This window comes from Emticicia sp. W12TSBA100-4, from assembly GCF_040253585.1.
GTDB lineage: Bacteria > Bacteroidota > Bacteroidia > Cytophagales > Spirosomataceae > Emticicia.
This window is the reverse complement of the sequence record NZ_JBELAU010000001.1, coordinates 266,740-285,293: the sequence shown is the minus strand read 5'-3', so window position 1 is coordinate 285,293 and position 18,554 is coordinate 266,740. Positions and strand designations below refer to the sequence as shown.

The window sequence follows — 18,554 nt, the reverse complement described above, 5'->3', positions numbered from 1 at the left end:
TAGAATAAGAATATGAAAAAAATAAAAATTTCGATACTCGCCTGTACTTTATTTTTGAGTTTAGGTTGTGAGAAAATACTTGAAGAGCGTCCACAGTCTCAAATCGTTCCTTCTTTTTTTAACAGTCCTGCTGGGGTTCTTGGTGGTATTGCTGGTGTATATAACGAAATCCGTAATCAATGGGGAACTGAAGGCTTTTCTTCAGAAATGCAAGCAGGTACTGATGAGTTTATCCAAGGTGCAAGTAGTGGTGGTGGGCCAGTACACACTTTCAATGGCCTCAATAGTACTAACTTTGGTTCAGCGTGGGGTACTTCATTTACAAGTATCAATACACTTAATGGCGTATTGAAGTTTGGTCAAAGTATTAATTTGCCAGAGGCCACCAAAAAACAATATTTAGCACAAGCGAAGTTTTTAAGAGCATTTTGGTACTTCTATTTAGTTCAGACTTGGGGCGATGTGCCTTTACATACTGAGTTTATAACTGTTCCTTCTCAAGCAGCTAAAAGAGACCCTGCATCTGAGGTATATAAATTAATCATTAAAGATTTAACTGAAGCTGCTGCCGAATTACCAGACAAACCAACTGCCCCATTCTTGGGTAAAGCTGCTACTAAACCAGTTGCTTTGTTTTTCTTAGCCAAGGCATACTTAACACGTGGTTGGTTAACTAACTCACAGGCAGATTTTGCCGAAGCAGCAAAAATATCAAGCGATATTATTGCCAACAAAGCAACTTACGGCTTAGATTTATGGCAAGACTTCGGAGATGCTTTTGTACCAGCCAACGATTATGGCAAAGAAACAATGTTTGTAAGCGACCACTCAAACGACCCTAAATTTGGCTATTATGCCGTTGGTGGTGGTGCAAGTGGTGGTGCTGCTCAAAACCTTACACCGTGGTTTACTAACTGGAATTACCCAAATAATAGCGGTGTAAATTCAACCGTAAATGCAAGTGGTGTTTTGGTAAACTCAGGTACATCATTGATGGTTCGTGACTCATACTATGGTCGTCCTTACCAACGTTTACGTCCAAATAGTGTAAAACAAACTTCAGGCGAACTTGCTGGAAAGAATTATTTCCTTGACCAAGCCTTTGTGAAAAGAGATATTGATTCAAGATACGCCAATACTTTTTATACGGTATATATCGCTAATCAATCAATTACAAACTCAGCAACTGCTGCCAATAACAGAAGAGGAATCGGATACACTACACAAATTGGTGTTGATACTGCTGTTTGGCTTCCTGATTTTGAAGTGGTGGGAGCTCCACAATTCAATGGAACTAAACCATTTAAAGGCATAATTGTACCACCAAGTCTTTGGAAATCAGACGTTTATCCTGCAATAAAGAAACACATGGACCCAAGCCGTGGAAGCAACTTTAATGATCCGTCAACTCGTCCAGTTGTGATTACACGCTTTGCAGAAGTATATCTTGTAGGAGCAGAAGCTTATCTTCAATCAGGAAATAAAGCGAAAGCAGCCGAACTTTTGAATGTAATCCGTCAAAGAGCAGCTTATCGTAAAACGAATACAGCGGCACAAAATGCAGCAGCAGCTACGGCTATGTTAATAAAAGATACCGATGTAACGGTTGATTTTATTTTGGATGAAAGAAGCCGTGAATTATTTGGAGAGTGGATGAGATACCAAGACTTAGTACGTACAAAGTCATTGGTTAGAAGAGTTCAACTCTGGAACAGAGAAGCGGGTCCTTATGTAAAGGATTTCCATGCTCTACGCCCAATACCACAGTCAGAAATTGACCGTACGGTTGAAGGACCACCATTCACTCAAAACCCTGGGTATTAATTAGATACAATTGGGCTTGTTCTAAAAAACTCATAGAACAAGCTCAATTAGATTAATAAACAAGATGACTACATTCTAACGTTTATGTAATTTAAACGTTAGATTTTTTATTAATATTGCTGAAAAAACTTTGTCAGTCTCAAAAACATGTATGGTGTTTTCTCATTACAAGTTGCTCTATACATTAACGAGAATTATCCTAAATATATAAAGAACTATATTCTCAAGGATCGCTACACCTCAAAAATAAAGCCCTTATCCAATAATTTATTATAAATATTCTCATCAAAACTATAGAGCGTCGCAGCTCTGTGCGATACATCTTGTTGACGTTCTTTTGTATCTACCAATAAATTCATCTTCAAAAACTTCTTACGAAAATTCGATTTATCGAGTTTTTGGTTGAGAATCGCTTCGTAAAGTTCTAAGAGCTGGAGAAGCGTAAATTTAGCAGGGAGCAAATTAAAACCAATCGGTTCGTGTTGTACTTTGTGCTTCAGAAAACTCAGACAGCTTTCAAAAATAATTTTGTGGTCAAATGCCATTGTAGGTACATCCCAAACCTTAAACCATTGTACATCAGCTTCGGTCGGGCCAGCATGAAGTTCAAATTTTTCGATATTTACGAGAGCGTAATAAGCTATCGTTATGACTCTCCGAGCAGGAAAACGCTCCAAATCACCGAAGGTTTTAAATTGTTCAAGATATATATTGCCAACCGATGTCTGCGAAGAGAGAATCCTACTGGCAGCTTCATCAATACTTTCATTGTATCTAATCCAACTTCCAGGCAATGCCCATTGGCCAAGTGTTGGGCCAATACCGTGCTTAACCAGCAAAACATAGAGTTGGGTATCTTTGAAACCAAAAATAACGCAGTCAATTGAAAGTGCGTCAATAATATTATCTGAGTACTGCAATATTGTAGGGTCTTTAATAGGATAATTATGCAATTTAATAGAAAAAACTAACCTTTACACATACTTTCTTTCAAATTTTAATCATAATTTATTTTTATACTTCCGAAATCTTCAATCATTAAAAGAACATTTTATTTATTAACATTTGTTCATTTTGCATTTTTTCAATAATTTATTAAATAAAATTTTGTAAATAAGAAAAATACGCTCTATACTTGTGGTAAAATTAACTATAAGGTTATTTTACTAACTTTCTTACTATAAATACAGTGTTTCAAATGTTCAGCTTAAACTTATTTACATTCAGCAAAAACTAATCACTACAATAAATTATGAATTCAGAATCGCATAAATTATCGGTTATCGAAAAAATAGGTTATAGTCTCGGCGACTTGGCCGCTAACCTTATTTTTCAGACATTAATGACCTTTTTGGCATATTTTTACACAGATGTTTATAAAATACCAGCTGGGGCTGCCAGTATCATTATTTTTATTGGTGGATTTCTCGGAGCGTTTTTTAATATATTAATGGGTATTATTGCTGACCGAACTAATACTCGTTGGGGAAAATTTCGTCCGTGGGTTTTGTGGACTTCCATTCCTTTTGGAATTATCTCATTATTAGCCTTTTCAACGCCAGATTTTGGTGAAACTGGCAAAATTATTTATGCTCTCGTAACCTACTTTTTACTTGTCATCGTTTACTCGGCCAGTAATCTACCCTATTCAGCATTGAGTGGGGTAATTACAGGCGACATGAAAGAACGAAACAGCCTTTCGTCGTACCGATTCGTGGCAGTAATGGTGGCTCAGTTTATCATTCAGTCATTACTTTTACCTTTAGCCTTATCTTTAGGGCATGGTAATAAAGCTGTTGGTTTTGAGAAAGTAATGTTATTTTTTGCGATCGTAGGAGTTATTTGCTTAGTTATTACTTTCTTGACAACAAAAGAGCGAATTGTACCTGTTACTGAAGAGAAAAGCAGTATCAAACAAGACTTAACCGACTTATCTCGCAATAAACCTTGGGTAATTATGCTGGTGGTTACGATTCTGGTTTTTATCACTTTAGCTCTTAAAGGTGGTATGTATATCTATTATTTCAAATATTATTTAGACCCTACTGCTCAAGCAAACTATCTGGAAAGTATTGGTTTTAATACTTTTATAAAAGGTTTAAATGCAACTGTTACAGGTTTAGGTCTTGGTAAATTTGAATGGCCAGAAGATGCTCCAACCTCAGCGAATAGTCTTTTTAATGCTGGTGGAATCATATTTATGATTATCGGTATTATGTTTACAAAGCCTCTTGCCGACCGATTTGGTAAACGTAATATTTTTGGAATTTTTCTCGCTCTTTCGGCATTGTGTTTAGTTGCATTTAATTTCTACGACAAAAACTCTATCGGTATTGTATTTTTTACCCAAATCCTTCATGGATTTACTTACGGCGTAACGATTCCGCTACTTTGGGCAATGATTGCCGATGTTGCTGACTACTCAGAATGGAAAAATAACCGTCGAGCAACTGCAATCATTTTTTCAGCCATGATTTTTGGTTTAAAAATAGGATTGAGTGTTGGTGGTGCTGTTGGTGCTGCTTTACTTTCAAACTATGGCTATATTGCTGAGCAAGCCATACAAACCGATGATACTGTTTCGGGTATAAAATTATCGGTCAGTATTTACCCAGGACTCGTGTTTCTGATTGGCTGTATTTTGCTTTTTAAATATGAAATCAATAAATCTATGGAAACACAGATCGAAACCGACTTAAAACAAAGAAGAAATAAGTAGTTCAGCAATAGATAAAACCAACATAAAACACTATTTATCAATAACTTATCTAAATGTTATTGATGAGTAGGATTTACTAAAATTAATTTAAGAAAATGCCAGAAGAAAGTATCGAACACATTGATTTTGAAGTTTTAAATCAAAAAGCCATTTCACAACCGCTCGTAAAACATATTTTCACTGCCGACCCATCGGCCCACGTTTTTGACGGTAAAATATACATTTATCCATCACATGATATCGATGCGGGCATTCCTTTTGATGATTTGGGAAGCCATTTTGCGATGGAAGATTATCACGTGCTTTCGATGGATTCGGTTGATAGCGAAACCGTTGACCACGGAGTAGCTCTTCACGTAAAAGATGTACCATGGGCTACCCGCCAAATGTGGGCTCCTGATGCTGCTCGAAAAAATGGTAAATACTATCTTTATTTTCCAGCCAAAAAAGCTGATGATATTTTTCAGATTGGAGTAGCTGTTTCAGATTCACCAACTGGCCCTTTCGTAGCCGAACCTCAACCAATTGAGGGCAGTTACAGTATTGACCCCGCGGTTTTTGAAGATACTGATGGTAGTTTTTATATGTATTTTGGTGGAATTTGGGGTGGACAATTACAAAAATATCGTAATAACCAATATGATGTTAATAACGAAGAACCACTTCCAAACGAGACGGCTCTCTGCCCTATTGTAGCAAAATTGACAGATGACATGCTTCAATTTGCCGAAAGCCCAAGAGAATTGCAAATTTTAGATGAAAAGGGCGAATTACTTTTGGCTGGTGATAACGAACGTCGTTTCTTTGAGGCTTCTTGGATGCACCACTACAATGGTAAATATTATTTTTCTTACTCAACTGGCGACACACATTTTATTTGCTACGCCACAGGCGATAATCCTTACGGGCCATTTACTTATCAAGGTAAAATTTTGAATCCCGTGGTCGGTTGGACTTCACACCATTCTATCTGCGAAGTTGACGGTAAATGGTATTTATTCTACCACGATTCAAGCCTTTCGGAAGGTGTTACGCATCTAAGAAGTGTAAAAGTTACCGAAATCAGCTATGATTCGGATGGCAAAATTTTGACGATTGACCCTTATTTAGATTAAGGTTTAGATACACAGTTAAGAGGGGTAGATTCGATATCTACCCCTTTGTGTTTTGTAAGACTATGAACTCGAATGATACTCAAAATCCGTGCAGTACGTATAACACCAGATTTGTAAATTTATACGTAACTATCATATGCTTTGTATTCTATTTAAGCAATTGTTTTTTTGCCCAAATTTGAATATCTCAATTATTTTGCAAAATTATTTAAGGAGTATGTTGGAATGTCGCCCAAGGAATTTAGACGACAAGATAAGATATGAGTTTTTATTCATCAAAATTTGTTTGATACACAACTTTATTCGTGAAAGAATTGGAGATTTTTACCCAATCTATAGAACCAGCACCTTTAAAAACAATGCGTAAATCTACCAAGCCAGCACAGGTTTCATTAGTTTCAAAATTGCCTTTAAAAGCCAACTTTTCATTCACAAAAACTGCCAAAGTATTTCCTTTCACAATTAATTTAAAAACATTCCACTCGTCTTGATTTACACCAAAATTATCTAAATCAACGTTTTTTTGTTTGTTATTTAGAATCCTAAAATAAGTTTTTCCAGCACTCAATGTGGCAAAATCGGTACAGCCTTCAGTGGTGAATTTTGCCCCGATTGAATTGAATTTTTTATCAAATAGACTGATTTGCATATCATAGCAGCTTTCACCTCCTTCATTTTGTGGATTTTTGAGTCGAGTTTCGACCTCCAAACTATCTAATCGTACACCAAAATCTTGGACAAGTGCGTGTGTGGTATTTCTCAAATCATTCTCATCTTTTATTTCTTTGGGCAATTCGTCTGGATTGAAATGAAAAACACCATCTTTTATGTAATTTTTTGCAGGATTGATGTTTGTAATCCAGTCTTTTTCGTAAGCTACCCCAAACCCCCAAACATTCCAAATATTTGGTTTTGAATAAACTACATGATTAATGTGTTTGATTACTTTATCATTAGCCAAAAGTGCGAGCTGATAAACGCCAGGGTAAAAGTAAGTTTGGGCAAGTGTGTCGATTTTTTTATCAGAAACAAATGAAAAACCTTCAAAATGCGTTGCTGTCAGAATTTTCCCAACTCCAGTTTCAACCTCAACATTTCGAACATTGATTAAACTCGAAATATCATATTTAATTCTTACCGCTTGTGGGACTCTTCCAACTGTTTTAATGATTTCAAACTTAACTTTATTGACATCCTCGGCTGAAAACGGTCTATTTTGCCACCAATTGAAAACAAAATATAGAGTAGATAAAATAAAAATTATTCCTAAAGTTCCCCATAAATACTTTTTATAATTCTTCTTTGGTCTTAGTTCTTGAAAGTCTATAAAACCTTGATTCTCAACCAATAAACTTTGATTCTTTAAAAAGACAGGCAAAAGAGATTCATCAATATTGAGGTAGTTGATATTTATATGTTGAGAATCGTCGATTGGATTTTTAGCAACGAAGTCTTCCCATGAATCGTAGTTTAAATAGAGCAAAATTCCAGTGCGAGAATGACTCTGAATTCGAGCATCTTTATTGCCATATTCATAGATAAATCGGCGGAGAAAATCTTTGCTGAATAGATACTTGCTGCTTTGACCGTTGAGCTTTTGGTAAAGGCAAGTCTCAATATCTGCCAGGAGTGCTTCAAGAAAAGAATTCTTATTTTTTATCAATTCAAAACTTTCAAATTCATTAAAAATTGCTTGCCATTTGACCTCCCATTCGTCTATTATCTTCTGAAGGAATTGTTCTCGAAGCTCTTGTAAATAAACTTTATCTTTTAGTTTCACGGCAATAGTTTTTTGATAAAAATAGCGTTTTGCAAATTCATTTGCAAATATTTCCCTTTTGCAAAATGTATTTTGCAAAGGAAATGTAACCGCTTACTATGTATCTTCCCTTAGAAAACTACAATTAAGCACATGAAAACACCCAAAATTTTAAAAGACCTCGACAAAGAATGCATTAGCTATCTCGAATCTTCAATTAATTATACATTCTTATATCTTCAAGACGGAAAGAGTATTATTTCTGGCTACCACATCAACATATTTTAAATCAATTTTAAAATTCGATAAACGTTTACTCCCATGAAAAAAAAATTTACTACCATTATACTTTTATTTTCCTCTATTTTCACTGCTTTATCTCAGAGCGTAACGCTAATGCCAAATACCCAAAACCAAGTGTCAGTGCGTGGTTATGGGGTACAAAGACCTACTTTTTCAGGATATAGTAGTCAAGGAAATTTTAGTACTCCGGGTGCAGCAGGTACTGCACGTTTACTTATTGGCCTATATGGGTATGGTTATACTGGAAGTTCTTTCACCACAGAGCCAAATGCCGCTATTGAGTTGAGGTCATCAAATAGCTATACTCCAACCTCGACTGGTTCAACTATAACTTTTCAGACAACAGCAGACGGCAGCACAACATTACTCGAAAGAATGAGAATTACGGATATTGGTAATATTGGAATTGGGACGACTCTTCCAAATGGAAATTTATCATTTTCTAATTCAAATAATTCTCGAAAAATAGTGCTTTATGAGGATGCAAATAATGACCATCAATTTTTAGGTTTCGGAGTAAACTCTCAAATACTTAGGTATCAAATTCCATCGACTAATTATAACCATATTTTTTATGCAGGGGCAAGCACTACAACCTCAAATGAGTTGATGCGAATTACAGGTACAGGAAATGTTGGCATTGGTACTAATAATCCTATTTCCAAATTACATGTAAACACATCATCAAATGAATACGGAATAACTCATTCTGATGGAACAGTAACTCTAAGCAGTTTTGTAAATGGAGCTGGAGCATGGCTGGGTACAACTTCTAATCATCCATTAAGTTTTTATGTCAATGCTGGGGGAGCATCCTTACAAATAAATACATCAGGCAATACTTCGATTGGGAGATTAGCCACTCATCAATACAAGTTAGAGGTTCATCCTACTACTCAAAATGGTATCGGTCTATATAATTCGAACGACACACATCGGTGGGAGTTTTATGTTGAGCCGAATGCAACGGGTATCAATGGCGGAGATTTAGCATTATGGGTAGATGGCAATCAGAAAGGTTTTTTTGATAGAATTAGTGGAATATATACCATTGGCTCAGACAGAAAATTAAAGAAAAATATTTCTGCACTTGACGATGTGTTGGATAAAGTAATAAGACTCAAACCATGCAAATATCAATACATATCTAATAATCCAAACGGAGTAGAGAGTATTGGTTTTATTGCTCAAGAAGTAGAACCATTGTTTCCTCAATTTGTTGGAACTGCTATTGGAAAGGAAGGAGAAGAAACCAAAACTATGGATTATTCGGGAATGAGTGTGATTGCTATAAAAGCTATTCAAGAACAACAAGAATTGATACTTGAACTACAAGGGATATTTGAGAAATTACAAAACGAAAATGCAACTATGAAAAGCGAAAATAAAGCAATTGAAAGACGACTGTCTAAAATTGAAAAGATGATAGCTAAAAAGGATGAAACAAAGAATTAATCTTAACTATTTATTGAAATTAAGTTATTCTTGAATGTTTCAATCAACATCTCAAATATAAAAATCAATATGAAGCATATAATTATTACACTCTTTTTTTTAAGCATATTTTGTTTAAAAGCTTACGGGCAGAGTATTTCAATTGCTCCAAATACTTCAAACCAAATTTCGGTTCGTGCTTATGGAGTTCAAAGACCAAGTTTTTCGGGTTTTTATAGCGATGGGAATTTATCATTACCAACCGCTACTAAAAAGGATAGTTTACTTACTGGTGTGTATGGGTTTGGCTATACTGGCACGGCGTTTCCTTCAAGACCCAATGCTTCCATTGAGTTGAGAGCAAATCAGAATTTTAGTGCAATTGCTCAAGGCTCTTCTATAACTTTTTTCACAACTCCAGATAATTCAGTTACTCCCGAAAGTGTTATGAAAATCGCAAATAATGGCAATTTGGGTATTGGTACAGACAACCCAAATGGTAACTTATCTTTTAAAAACTCTTTTAATAACCGTAAAATTATACTTTATGAAGATGGAAATAATGACCATCAATTTCTTGGATTTGGTGTAAATAACCAAATGTTCAGGTATCAAATTCCTTCTTCAAATTATAATCACGCTTTCTTTGTAGGCACAAACTCAACTAATTCAAGTGAATTGATGAGAATAACAGGTTCTGGTAGGTTGGGAATTGGAACAGCCAATCCTACTACAAAAGTGGAGGTAAAAACAGCCACTGGAAATTATGGAATAACAACTACTTTCAGTACTGCAACCACTGCAACTTTTCGTACCTTCACCAGTTCACAAACGGGTGCTTGGATTGGCACCACGACAAAAACTCCATTTATGCTAATATCCACTAACCGGAGTGGTTTTGATGTATCGGATGTGGGCAATGTAACCATTGGTAGAGTGGAGCAGCATTCTTATAAATTAGAGGTTCATCCTACCTCTGACAACGGCATTGGGCTCTATAATTCTAATGACACTCATCGATGGGAGTTTTATGTCGAGAAAAATAATACAATAACTCCACAAGAGGGAGGCGATTTAGCTTTGTGGGCAGATGGCAGCTCTAAAGGTTATTTTGATAGACTTTCTGGAGCTTATACAAACACATCGGATAAGAGATTAAAAAAGAATATTATTCCGCTCGAAAATGTAATGGATAAATTGATGCAACTAAAACCGAGCAATTATCAATACATTTCCAATAACCCACTTGGAAAAATAAGTACTGGTTTTATCGCTCAAGAGGTTGAGCCATTGTTCCCTCAATTTGTGGGTGTTTCGAGTAATAAAGAAGGAAGTCCTACCAAAACAATGGATTATTCGAGTATGTCTGCCATTGTACTAAAAGCCATCCAAGAACAGCAAATGGTAATTTCAAATTTAAAAGACCTTATCAAAAACCTTGAATCAGAAAATGATGCTCTCAAAATCGAAAAGAAAGGATTTGAAAGCCGTATAGAACACATTGAAAGTTTAGTTTTGAAAATAGCCGAAAACAAAAACCTTATCGCTGAAAAGTAGCACGTTGTATCTATCTCATTAAAATACAATAAATATTAATTAAAAAATCATTTTCATATCAAGTTAAACGTATTTTTATTCTTCAGACTACGCCCTAACGGACATAGTTTGTTTAAGAAATATAACTTTTTATTGCGTTTAACCTTGAGCCGAATAGTGTTTGTAGTAATTGACAGTAAATCAATTATATTTGTCAGATTTATACGAATAAAACAAACAATTTTTGATGAAAAAAATATTTATTTTTTGCTTCTTTCTAAGCATTTCTAATTCCTTTGGGCAAAAAATAAACCCACTACTCCCCGATTTCAGCAAAGCAAAAGTCATTGAGGGATTGAAGCTCGTCTGGCAAGATGAATTTAATGAAATTGGAAAACCAAACCCTAAGTTTTGGAAGTTTGAAAAAGGCTTTGTCAGAAACGAAGAATTACAGTGGTATCAAGAAGAAAATGCTAATTGCAAAAACGGTGTTTTGTTGATTGAAGGAAAAAGAGTGCAAATTCCTAATCCAAACTTTGAGGAAGGAAACACAAGTTGGCGAAAAAACAGAAAAGAAATTAATTTTACATCGGCCAGTATTCAGACTAAAAGCCTGCAAGAATGGCAATTTGGTACTTTTATTATCAGAGCCAGAATCGACACTACACTTGGTTCATGGCCAGCAATCTGGACGTTAGGCAATTCGGGAGAATGGCCATCGAATGGCGAAATTGATTTGATGGAATTTTATCGAGTAAAATCCGAACCAACAATCTTGGCCAATGTAGCTCACGGAACAAATAAACAATATGTAGCCAAATGGGACGATTCAAAAACGGACTTGAAACATTTTACCGACAAAAATAAAGATTGGGTAAAACAATTTCACATTTGGAGAATGGATTGGACCCCCGAAAGCATCAATCTGTATTTAGACGATGAATTGCTCAACACTACTTCGCTTTCCGAAACCATTAATCCCGACGGAAAAAATCCATTTTTACAGCCACATTTTCTTTTACTAAATTTGGCAATTGGTGGACAAAATGGTGGCGAACCAAAGCCAGCAACCAAGCAAATTAAGTATGAAGTTGATTATGTGAGGGTTTATCAGAAACAGTAAGATAAAACTGACGATGGCAAGGTTTTGAACCTTGCCATCGTTAAAAAAAGATATTACCATTTCTTCTTTTTTTTCTTCTTATCTCCAACTGCCACGGCTTGCTGCTCTTTTTTCTTCGGACTTGCCAGTAATCTATCTGCCAAATCAGGGCGATTAAGTTTGTGTAATCGGCTTTTAATCCAACCTCTAAATTCGGGTTTATACCAAAAAAAGAAGCGATTTTGAGCCAGTTTTTCTTCACGAGTTTTGGCAGTTTTGATAGGTTGAAGCGTGTAAGGGTGTACACCCGTGTAATATATCACCTCGGCCACCGTCATTGGTGTTGGTGTAAAATCTTGTACTTGCTCCAACTGAAAACCTAAATCTTTGGTTTCGGCGGCCAAATTGGCCATATCAGCCTCCTCACAACCTGGGTGTGAAGAAATAAAATATGGAATTAACGGCTGCTTCAGATTATGCTTATCTTGAATCTTGTCGTATTTTTCCTTGAATTTTCTGAAATACTTAAACGAAGGCTTACGCATCACACGCAAAGTATCATCTGAGGTATGCTCTGGTGCAACTTTCAAACGCCCCGATACATGGCGAGTAACCAACTGCTCCATGTATTCGTCGTGATTGCCATCTTTGTTATTTTTATTAAAATCATCGACTAATAAATCGTATCGTACACCCGACCCAACGAACGCTTTTTTGATTTCGGGATGAGCATCTACTTTTCGGTAAATTTCAGTAATTGGCTTGTGCGAGGTATCAAGATTCGAACAAATAACTGGGTGAATACAACTCGGAGCTTGGCAACGATTACAAATAGACTCATCTTTGCCTTTCATCTTGTACATATTAGCCGACGGCCCGCCCAAATCTGATATATAACCTTTAAATTCGGGATGTTTTACCAACTCTTCCACCTCTTTCATAATCGAAGTTTCTGAGCGAGAGGCAATAAACTTGCCTTGATGAGCTGAAATCGTGCAGAAACTACAACCTCCGAAACATCCACGATGCATATTTATCGAAAACTTAATCATATCATAGGCAGGAATCGGCCCACGATTTTTGTATTTCGGATGTGGCAAACGAGTATAAGGCAAATCAAAAGACTGGTCGATTTCCTTTTCTTCCATTGTCTTGAAAGGTGGATTTATCACCAATGTCTTCTCTCCTACTTTCTGCAAAATTCTATTCGCTTGCCATTTATTTGATTCTACTTCTACAACTTTAAAATTAGAAGCATATTTGATTTTATCAACTAAACACACTTCATGGCTCGCAATTTCTACCGAACTCCACCCTTTATGCTCAGGAATATCATCATGCGATTCGTGCAAATACGCAATCTGATTGATGTCTCTTACTTGCTCAAATGTTTCACCATTTTTCAAACGGCTTAATAATTCACGCAATGGTTGCTCACCCATGCCATAAACCAGCATATCTGCTTCCGAATCGGCCAAAATTGTTGGCATCAATTCATCTTTCCAATAATCGTAGTGGGTAACACGGCGAAGCGATGCCTCTATTCCACCAATTAGCACTGGTACATCAGGATAAAGCTGCTTTAAAATTTTGGAATAAACAGTGGTTGCATAATCGGGTCTAAAACCCGCTTCACCACCTGGGGTGTAAGAGTCATTAGAGCGTAAACGCTTGTTGGCTGTGTAATGATTCACCATCGAATCCATACAACCTGCCGTTACGCCAAAGAAGTATTTGGGCTTACCAAATTTCTTAAAATCACGCAAATCGTCCTGCCAGTTTGGTTGTGCCACAATTGCAATTCTGAAGCCTTCGCTCTCAATGATTCGCCCAATTACGGCCGTTCCAAATGCAGGGTGGTCAACGTAGGCATCGCCCGAAATCAATACTACATCTACATCGGTCCAGCCTCTTTTCTCAACCTCTTTTTTGGTAAGTGGCAACCAGTCGGTTATTGGTCTTTCTATCATATAAATAGTCTGTAATTTTTGGTTCACCGTCGGCAGTTATTGCCAAATGCTCCCCAAAAGCTATTTAGTTGTCTGATTGACTATACAATCGTATCAACTTTTTACAAAATTACGCAAATTCTACTTAGGTTAACTAAAATTACTTGGATTTGGTTTGAGGTTTACGCTAAATGAGAATATTTTGAAATATAAAAGAAAAACAACAACTTATTTAATCAGAGCCTCATATAAAACATCCCCGTATTGGGAAATATTTTCCCCAATAGATTACAAAATTTAGCTTCTCCCATGATGGCACAAAAGTTTTAGACATAAACATAAATTGATTCAATCAATTATCTAACACTAAAATATAGAAAACCATGAAAAAAGTAATTTTGATTTTAATGACACTTACAGGAATATATGGTTGTAATTCAAAAGCGACTAATTCGGATGCTGAAATTGCAAAAGCAAAACAAGCAGCCATTGACTCAATGAAACAAGTACATTTGATAAGCCAACAACAAAGACAAATTGATTCATTGAAAATGGCATCTAAGGAAAACCCAACGAGAGCAAATACAGTAAATAGTACCTCTGCAAATGCCTATACTTCAAGTTCAAGAAGCACAACTCCTTCAACACCTGTGAGTTATGCAAGTACTAACAAGAAAAAGAAAATGAGTAATGTAGCTAAAGGTGCAATCATCGGTGCAGGTGTTGGTGCAGTAACGGGTGCGGTTGTATCTAAAAAGAAAGGTCAAGGAGCAATTGTTGGTGGTGTACTTGGTGCTGGTGCAGGAGCTGGTGTTGGTGCTGTAATTGATAAAAAACAGAAGCAAAAAGAAAACGTTATTTATTTTAAATAACATTCAATTAGATAAATAAATCCGAAGGGGAAGATAAGTAAAATTATCTTCCCCTATTTTTTTGAATAAGACTCAATGAAATTTTTCTGTTTGAGCAATAATTAGCAACAAATTAGTAAAAACAACGTTTTGTAAGTCTAAAAATAGATTTTCTCTAATAAAATTAATGAAAAAACTAACGTTTTTATTTCTTGCTTTTACACTCCTTGTATCATGCCGAAAAGAATTTGCAAGTTTTCAGAAGTCTCCAAACATCAATTATACTTTCCAGAAAAAGTCCATAGAAATTCCTGTTAGAATTACTCAACCCGCCCCCTCCGCCCTGATTGCTTCTACACATGATTCTTATTCCGAACCAATCAAAGTTTTTGGGTTAGAAACCCATGAGGCAACTATTCAAAAACAACAAATCCAAGATGATGGAAGAAGAAAAAACCGAAAAAATATCAGTAAAAAACAAGAAACTTTTTTTAAAAAAATACTCCCAAATCAGCATACAAATGATAAAAAAACTGTAAAAAAACGTAGAAAACCAGTTCCTCTTAACTCTACAATTTATATTGGTTTTATCATTTTGGGTATTGCCATTTTGCTTGCTTTGGTTTCGCTCAATTCGCTTTCATTGCTTTTTGGCGTTGCCGCCATTTTCTTTCTTTATTTAGGATTCAAAAAGTATTTCAGACGAAAAAAAAGGCGTCGTGATATTTTTAGATAAACCATTTATTTCCAAGCAGAAAATATTTTTTTAAGAAATGTTTGCACAAACAATTTATTTTAAACAATTTTGTCGAACAAAAATATTTTATGCCTAAAATTGACCACGACACCAAAGAAAAGATACTTGCTGCTGCTGAAAAAGTGTTTCACAGAAATGGTTTTAAAGGTACTCGCACAACCGAAATAGCACAAGAAGCAGGGATTAGTCGTACGATGTTACACTATTATTACAGCACCAAAGAAGAGTTATTTCAAGAAGTAATGAATAATACTTTGGGAGTTGTATTTCCTCATTTAGCTCGGTTGATGGAGCAGAATCTGGATTTGGTTCAGTTAGTTTCGTTAATGATTGATACACTCTGTGATTTGTTCGAGGCAAAGCCAACTCTACCGAGTTTTGTTGTGAATATCATCAACGAATCGCCTGATGTAGTAAATATGCTTGCAGCAAACTCGGATGATGATTTTCCACATCGTTTAGACGTACTTTTAAACGCTGAAAGGCAAAAAGGCAATAATATTGAATCAGAATTTACTGGAGAAGACCTGATGATGAATATTTATTCGCTCTGTGCTACTCCTTATTTGGGATATATCTACATAAAAACTAAAGAGAACAGAACTGATGAGCAAATGATGGAATTGATGCGACAACGCAGACAAAAAATCAAAAATCTAATGCTCAAGTGTCTAATGAAGTAATAACCTGAGTAAAAGTATTTTATGGCCATATTGGTCATATTTTTTTAATTTATATTAAACAATTTTGTCGAACATATTTGTTTGCATGAAAAATCAAAAGAAATATATCGGGTATCAGACCAAAGATTTGGCTCTGCCACATGCCAAATTTTATAATGAAACTATCCGACCAATTCCTGAATTGGTCAAGAAGGCCAGCAAAAAGTCTGAAAAACAAGGACTTTGGTTTGAAAATGTACGGCATCTGCATAATGCTGGCTACCATGACTTAGAAAATGGCTATGTGGTTAACTCAGATGGGTCGCTTCATGTAGCGGTGTTAACACCAATGCCCAATGTCAGTCCTGAAATGTGGGATTGGTGGTTTGGCTGGCATAGTTGCGAAGATAGTCGTTATAAACTTTGGCATCCGAAAGCCCACCAATCGGCCGTTTGGGCGGATGGACGAGACGATGTGGCCTACATCAATCGTACTTCAAACATTGAAGAATACATTGGTAAAAAACTCGAAAAAGCAGCTATTCAATTCCAATCTCCACTCGAATTGGGCTTTTCCGAATCTCACATCGTTGATAAAAAGAAAGCAGTATATATCTGTGCAAGACTTGGATACAGTAATTTTCCGCTTGATTTCGGTTGGCTTGTTCATCAAATCAGAAAAACCGAAGAGGGAGCCGAAATGCGTTCAAGATTTTGGATGGGAGGAAAGCATATAGCCATCCGTTCGGAGAATATTTTCACCAAAATTGCTTCAAAAGCTTTACAAAAACTTGTTAAACTTCCTGAACAACAAGCCAAAGATTTAATGACGCATTGCTCTGAAGAAATGAATCATTTGGCCGCAATTCTCCCCGATTTATACACAGAATTTAAGCAAAACAACTAAAGCTATAACAAATGGAAAATCTGAAAATTTCTGGAAATATGTTATTGAGAGGCCAAAAAGGCTTCGATGAAATTGTGATGGGAACACTTTTCAACAAAATCGACCCAAAACAACGCCCTTCGATGGTAGTAACTCCGAACGATATTCATGATGTAATCAGTACAGTTCGTTACGCAAAATCAGTAGGAAAAAGAATTACCATTAGCTCGGGTGGACATAGCTTTAGTGCCAATTTCATTAGAGAAGATGCGATTTTAATGCTGATGAAAAACTTCAATCAATACTCCGTAAATAAAGAAGCCATGACTGCCGAAGCAGGGCCAGGTGTAGGCGGCAGTGTTTTGATGAAAGCACTCTACAAAGAGCATTTATTTTTTCCAGCGGGGCATTGCAAAGGCGTTTGTATTGGTGGATACTTGCTTCAAGGTGGCTATGGTTGGAATGGCCGTAAATTGGGCATTGCTTGTCAAAGTATTTTGGCTATGGACATCATCACCGCCGATGGTGAGTTGGTTCATGCAAATACTACCCAAAATGCTGATTTGTTTTGGGCTGCTCGAGGTTCGGGGCCAGGTTTTTTCGGAATTGTTGTAAAATTTTATTTAAAAATCTACCCTTTGCCCAAATACAGAGCCATTATGGCTCACGATTTTAGCATCAAACACCTTGAAGATGTCTATCGTTGGGCGTATGATGCTGGTTCATCGATTCCGAAAGCCATTGAATTTCAGATGATTATGAGTAAAAAAATGCTCAATATTTTAGGGGCAGGCATTGAAGCTTTTGCTCCAATTTTTGCCGATACTGAAGACGAATTTGAAGAAGCAAAGGCTTTCATGCACAATAGTCCAATAAAGAAAAAGGCTATTATTGCTACGCCTGCTTTCAACCCTGGTATTGAATTACTCTACAAAGGCACGATGTCGCACTACCCCGAAGACCACCATTGGGGCGTAGATAATATGTGGACACACGCATCGATTGATGATTTATTGCCCCATATTAAGCAAATTTCGGAAACCCTCCCTCCTGCTCCATCACATTTTTTGTGGCTCAATTGGCATCCAGGTAATCTCAACACCGACATGGCTTATAGCAAAGAAGATAACATTTATTTGGCTTTATACAGCTGTTGGAAAGATGCCCAAGATACCGAAAAGTATGATAATTGGGCTTCGGAAACGATGAGAAAAATGGAACATTTATCAGTTGGTATTCAGTTGGCTGATGAAGGTTTACACCGCCGTTCGGCAGCATTTATGAGCGATGAAAACCTACTAAAAGTACAGAAAATAAGAGCCAAAAGAGACCCTGATGGATTGTTTTATGAATGGCATAGTAAGCCTGTTTTAATAAGTAAATGATAGAATGAGTACATAGACCTACTTACTTATAAACCTCTAATGATCACCAAGTTATCCAAAATTATATTTCTTTTATTCTTTAAAATTGGTGAAGGTGCAGGCCAAACGTTGTTTTAAATAACTAAAACAATTTTTACTTAGGGTTTTGGGCAAGCAAAGTCAATGTTGAGAGCAGTAATAATCTTGACAAATACAATCAATGGCTATCGGCAAGATCTATTGAAATTGTAAGCGATGGTAGTGAATGGCAACAAATTAGATAATCAATTTAT

The 18,554-nt window shown here is 36.2% G+C and carries 16 protein-coding genes; 13 read left to right on the top strand and 3 right to left on the bottom strand.

What is annotated here, in order from left to right; genetic code table 11:
* Positions 1 to 12 precede the first annotated feature (12 nt).
* Positions 13 to 1,824, top strand: a complete 1,812-nt coding sequence (locus ABR854_RS01330) for a RagB/SusD family nutrient uptake outer membrane protein (protein WP_350263541.1) — start codon at positions 13 to 15, stop codon at positions 1,822 to 1,824.
* A gap of 233 nt (positions 1,825 to 2,057) precedes the next feature.
* Here the strand turns inward: ABR854_RS01330 and ABR854_RS01325 are convergent, their stop codons facing one another.
* Positions 2,058 to 2,744: an NUDIX hydrolase gene (locus ABR854_RS01325; RefSeq protein WP_229235527.1), complete on the bottom strand. Its 687-nt coding sequence runs from the start codon at positions 2,742 to 2,744 to the stop codon at positions 2,058 to 2,060.
* 332 nt (positions 2,745 to 3,076) lie between these two features.
* Here ABR854_RS01325 and ABR854_RS01320 point away from each other — a divergent pair, with 332 nt between their 5' ends.
* From ABR854_RS01320 to ABR854_RS01310, 3 genes are all read left to right on the top strand, one after another.
* The gene (locus ABR854_RS01320; protein WP_350263540.1) at positions 3,077 to 4,543 is read left to right on the top strand and encodes an MFS transporter; all 1,467 of its coding nucleotides are present in this window, start codon (positions 3,077 to 3,079) and stop codon (positions 4,541 to 4,543) included.
* Between the two features lie 95 nt (positions 4,544 to 4,638).
* Positions 4,639 to 5,658 carry a glycoside hydrolase family 43 protein gene (locus ABR854_RS01315; protein ID WP_350263539.1) on the top strand — a complete coding sequence of 340 codons (1,020 nt, stop codon included), beginning with the start codon at positions 4,639 to 4,641 and terminating at the stop codon, positions 5,656 to 5,658.
* A gap of 168 nt (positions 5,659 to 5,826) precedes the next feature.
* Positions 5,827 to 5,922 (top strand): AraC family transcriptional regulator, encoded by a 96-nt coding sequence (locus ABR854_RS01310; RefSeq protein ID WP_350263538.1) that lies wholly within the window; start codon positions 5,827 to 5,829, stop codon positions 5,920 to 5,922.
* Positions 5,923 to 5,926: 4 nt separating this feature from the next.
* Here ABR854_RS01310 and ABR854_RS01305 read toward each other — a convergent pair whose 3' ends face one another.
* Positions 5,927 to 7,438: a hypothetical protein gene (locus tag ABR854_RS01305; protein WP_350263537.1), complete on the bottom strand. Its 1,512-nt coding sequence runs from the start codon at positions 7,436 to 7,438 to the stop codon at positions 5,927 to 5,929.
* 132 nt (positions 7,439 to 7,570) lie between these two features.
* Here ABR854_RS01305 and ABR854_RS01300 point away from each other — a divergent pair, with 132 nt between their 5' ends.
* The 4 genes from ABR854_RS01300 (at position 7,571) to ABR854_RS01285 (ending at position 11,813) form a co-directional block, all read left to right on the top strand.
* On the top strand, positions 7,571 to 7,705 hold the full coding sequence (locus ABR854_RS01300; RefSeq protein ID WP_350263536.1) for a hypothetical protein: 135 nt from the start codon (positions 7,571 to 7,573) through the stop codon (positions 7,703 to 7,705).
* A 33-nt stretch (positions 7,706 to 7,738) separates the two neighbouring features.
* The gene (locus tag ABR854_RS01295) at positions 7,739 to 9,175 is read left to right on the top strand and encodes a tail fiber domain-containing protein (RefSeq protein ID WP_350263535.1); all 1,437 of its coding nucleotides are present in this window, start codon (positions 7,739 to 7,741) and stop codon (positions 9,173 to 9,175) included.
* 69 nt (positions 9,176 to 9,244) lie between these two features.
* Positions 9,245 to 10,711 (top strand): tail fiber domain-containing protein, encoded by a 1,467-nt coding sequence (locus tag ABR854_RS01290; protein ID WP_350263534.1) that lies wholly within the window; start codon positions 9,245 to 9,247, stop codon positions 10,709 to 10,711.
* Positions 10,712 to 10,937: 226 nt separating this feature from the next.
* Complete coding sequence (locus ABR854_RS01285; RefSeq protein WP_350263533.1) at positions 10,938 to 11,813, top strand: glycoside hydrolase family 16 protein; 876 nt, start codon at positions 10,938 to 10,940, stop codon at positions 11,811 to 11,813.
* 53 nt (positions 11,814 to 11,866) lie between these two features.
* On the opposite strand, the gene ABR854_RS01280 is transcribed toward ABR854_RS01285, so the two are convergent.
* Entirely contained in the window at positions 11,867 to 13,762 is a 1,896-nt protein-coding gene (locus ABR854_RS01280) for a YgiQ family radical SAM protein (RefSeq protein WP_350263532.1), read from the bottom strand.
* A gap of 362 nt (positions 13,763 to 14,124) precedes the next feature.
* Between ABR854_RS01280 and ABR854_RS01275 the strand changes: the two genes are divergently transcribed.
* From ABR854_RS01275 to ABR854_RS01255, 5 genes are all read left to right on the top strand, one after another.
* On the top strand, positions 14,125 to 14,613 hold the full coding sequence (locus tag ABR854_RS01275; RefSeq protein WP_350263531.1) for a YMGG-like glycine zipper-containing protein: 489 nt from the start codon (positions 14,125 to 14,127) through the stop codon (positions 14,611 to 14,613).
* 166 nt (positions 14,614 to 14,779) lie between these two features.
* Positions 14,780 to 15,328, top strand: coding sequence for a hypothetical protein (locus ABR854_RS01270; protein WP_350263530.1), 549 nt, complete (start codon positions 14,780 to 14,782; stop codon positions 15,326 to 15,328).
* 89 nt (positions 15,329 to 15,417) lie between these two features.
* Positions 15,418 to 16,032: a TetR/AcrR family transcriptional regulator gene (locus tag ABR854_RS01265; protein ID WP_350263529.1), complete on the top strand. Its 615-nt coding sequence runs from the start codon at positions 15,418 to 15,420 to the stop codon at positions 16,030 to 16,032.
* Positions 16,033 to 16,117: 85 nt separating this feature from the next.
* On the top strand, positions 16,118 to 16,918 hold the full coding sequence (locus ABR854_RS01260; RefSeq protein WP_350263528.1) for a DAPG hydrolase family protein: 801 nt from the start codon (positions 16,118 to 16,120) through the stop codon (positions 16,916 to 16,918).
* An 11-nt stretch (positions 16,919 to 16,929) separates the two neighbouring features.
* Complete coding sequence (locus ABR854_RS01255) at positions 16,930 to 18,282, top strand: FAD-binding oxidoreductase (protein WP_350263527.1); 1,353 nt, start codon at positions 16,930 to 16,932, stop codon at positions 18,280 to 18,282.
* Positions 18,283 to 18,554: the final 272 nt, after the last annotated feature.

What these genes read in the sequence shown, in the direction of transcription:
- ABR854_RS01330 (WP_350263541.1), top strand. Translation starts at nt 13, where the DNA reads ATGAAAAAAATAAAAATTTCGATACTCGCCTGTACTTTATTTTTGAGT.
- ABR854_RS01320 (WP_350263540.1), top strand. Translation starts at nt 3,077, where the DNA reads ATGAATTCAGAATCGCATAAATTATCGGTTATCGAAAAAATAGGTTAT.
- ABR854_RS01315 (WP_350263539.1), top strand. Translation starts at nt 4,639, where the DNA reads ATGCCAGAAGAAAGTATCGAACACATTGATTTTGAAGTTTTAAATCAA.
- ABR854_RS01300 (WP_350263536.1), top strand. Translation starts at nt 7,571, where the DNA reads ATGAAAACACCCAAAATTTTAAAAGACCTCGACAAAGAATGCATTAGC.
- ABR854_RS01295 (WP_350263535.1), top strand. Translation starts at nt 7,739, where the DNA reads ATGAAAAAAAAATTTACTACCATTATACTTTTATTTTCCTCTATTTTC.
- ABR854_RS01290 (WP_350263534.1), top strand. Translation starts at nt 9,245, where the DNA reads ATGAAGCATATAATTATTACACTCTTTTTTTTAAGCATATTTTGTTTA.
- ABR854_RS01285 (WP_350263533.1), top strand. Translation starts at nt 10,938, where the DNA reads ATGAAAAAAATATTTATTTTTTGCTTCTTTCTAAGCATTTCTAATTCC.
- ABR854_RS01280 (WP_350263532.1), bottom strand. Translation starts at nt 13,762, where the DNA reads ATGATAGAAAGACCAATAACCGACTGGTTGCCACTTACCAAAAAAGAG.
- ABR854_RS01275 (WP_350263531.1), top strand. Translation starts at nt 14,125, where the DNA reads ATGAAAAAAGTAATTTTGATTTTAATGACACTTACAGGAATATATGGT.
- ABR854_RS01270 (WP_350263530.1), top strand. Translation starts at nt 14,780, where the DNA reads ATGAAAAAACTAACGTTTTTATTTCTTGCTTTTACACTCCTTGTATCA.
- ABR854_RS01265 (WP_350263529.1), top strand. Translation starts at nt 15,418, where the DNA reads ATGCCTAAAATTGACCACGACACCAAAGAAAAGATACTTGCTGCTGCT.
- ABR854_RS01260 (WP_350263528.1), top strand. Translation starts at nt 16,118, where the DNA reads ATGAAAAATCAAAAGAAATATATCGGGTATCAGACCAAAGATTTGGCT.
- ABR854_RS01255 (WP_350263527.1), top strand. Translation starts at nt 16,930, where the DNA reads ATGGAAAATCTGAAAATTTCTGGAAATATGTTATTGAGAGGCCAAAAA.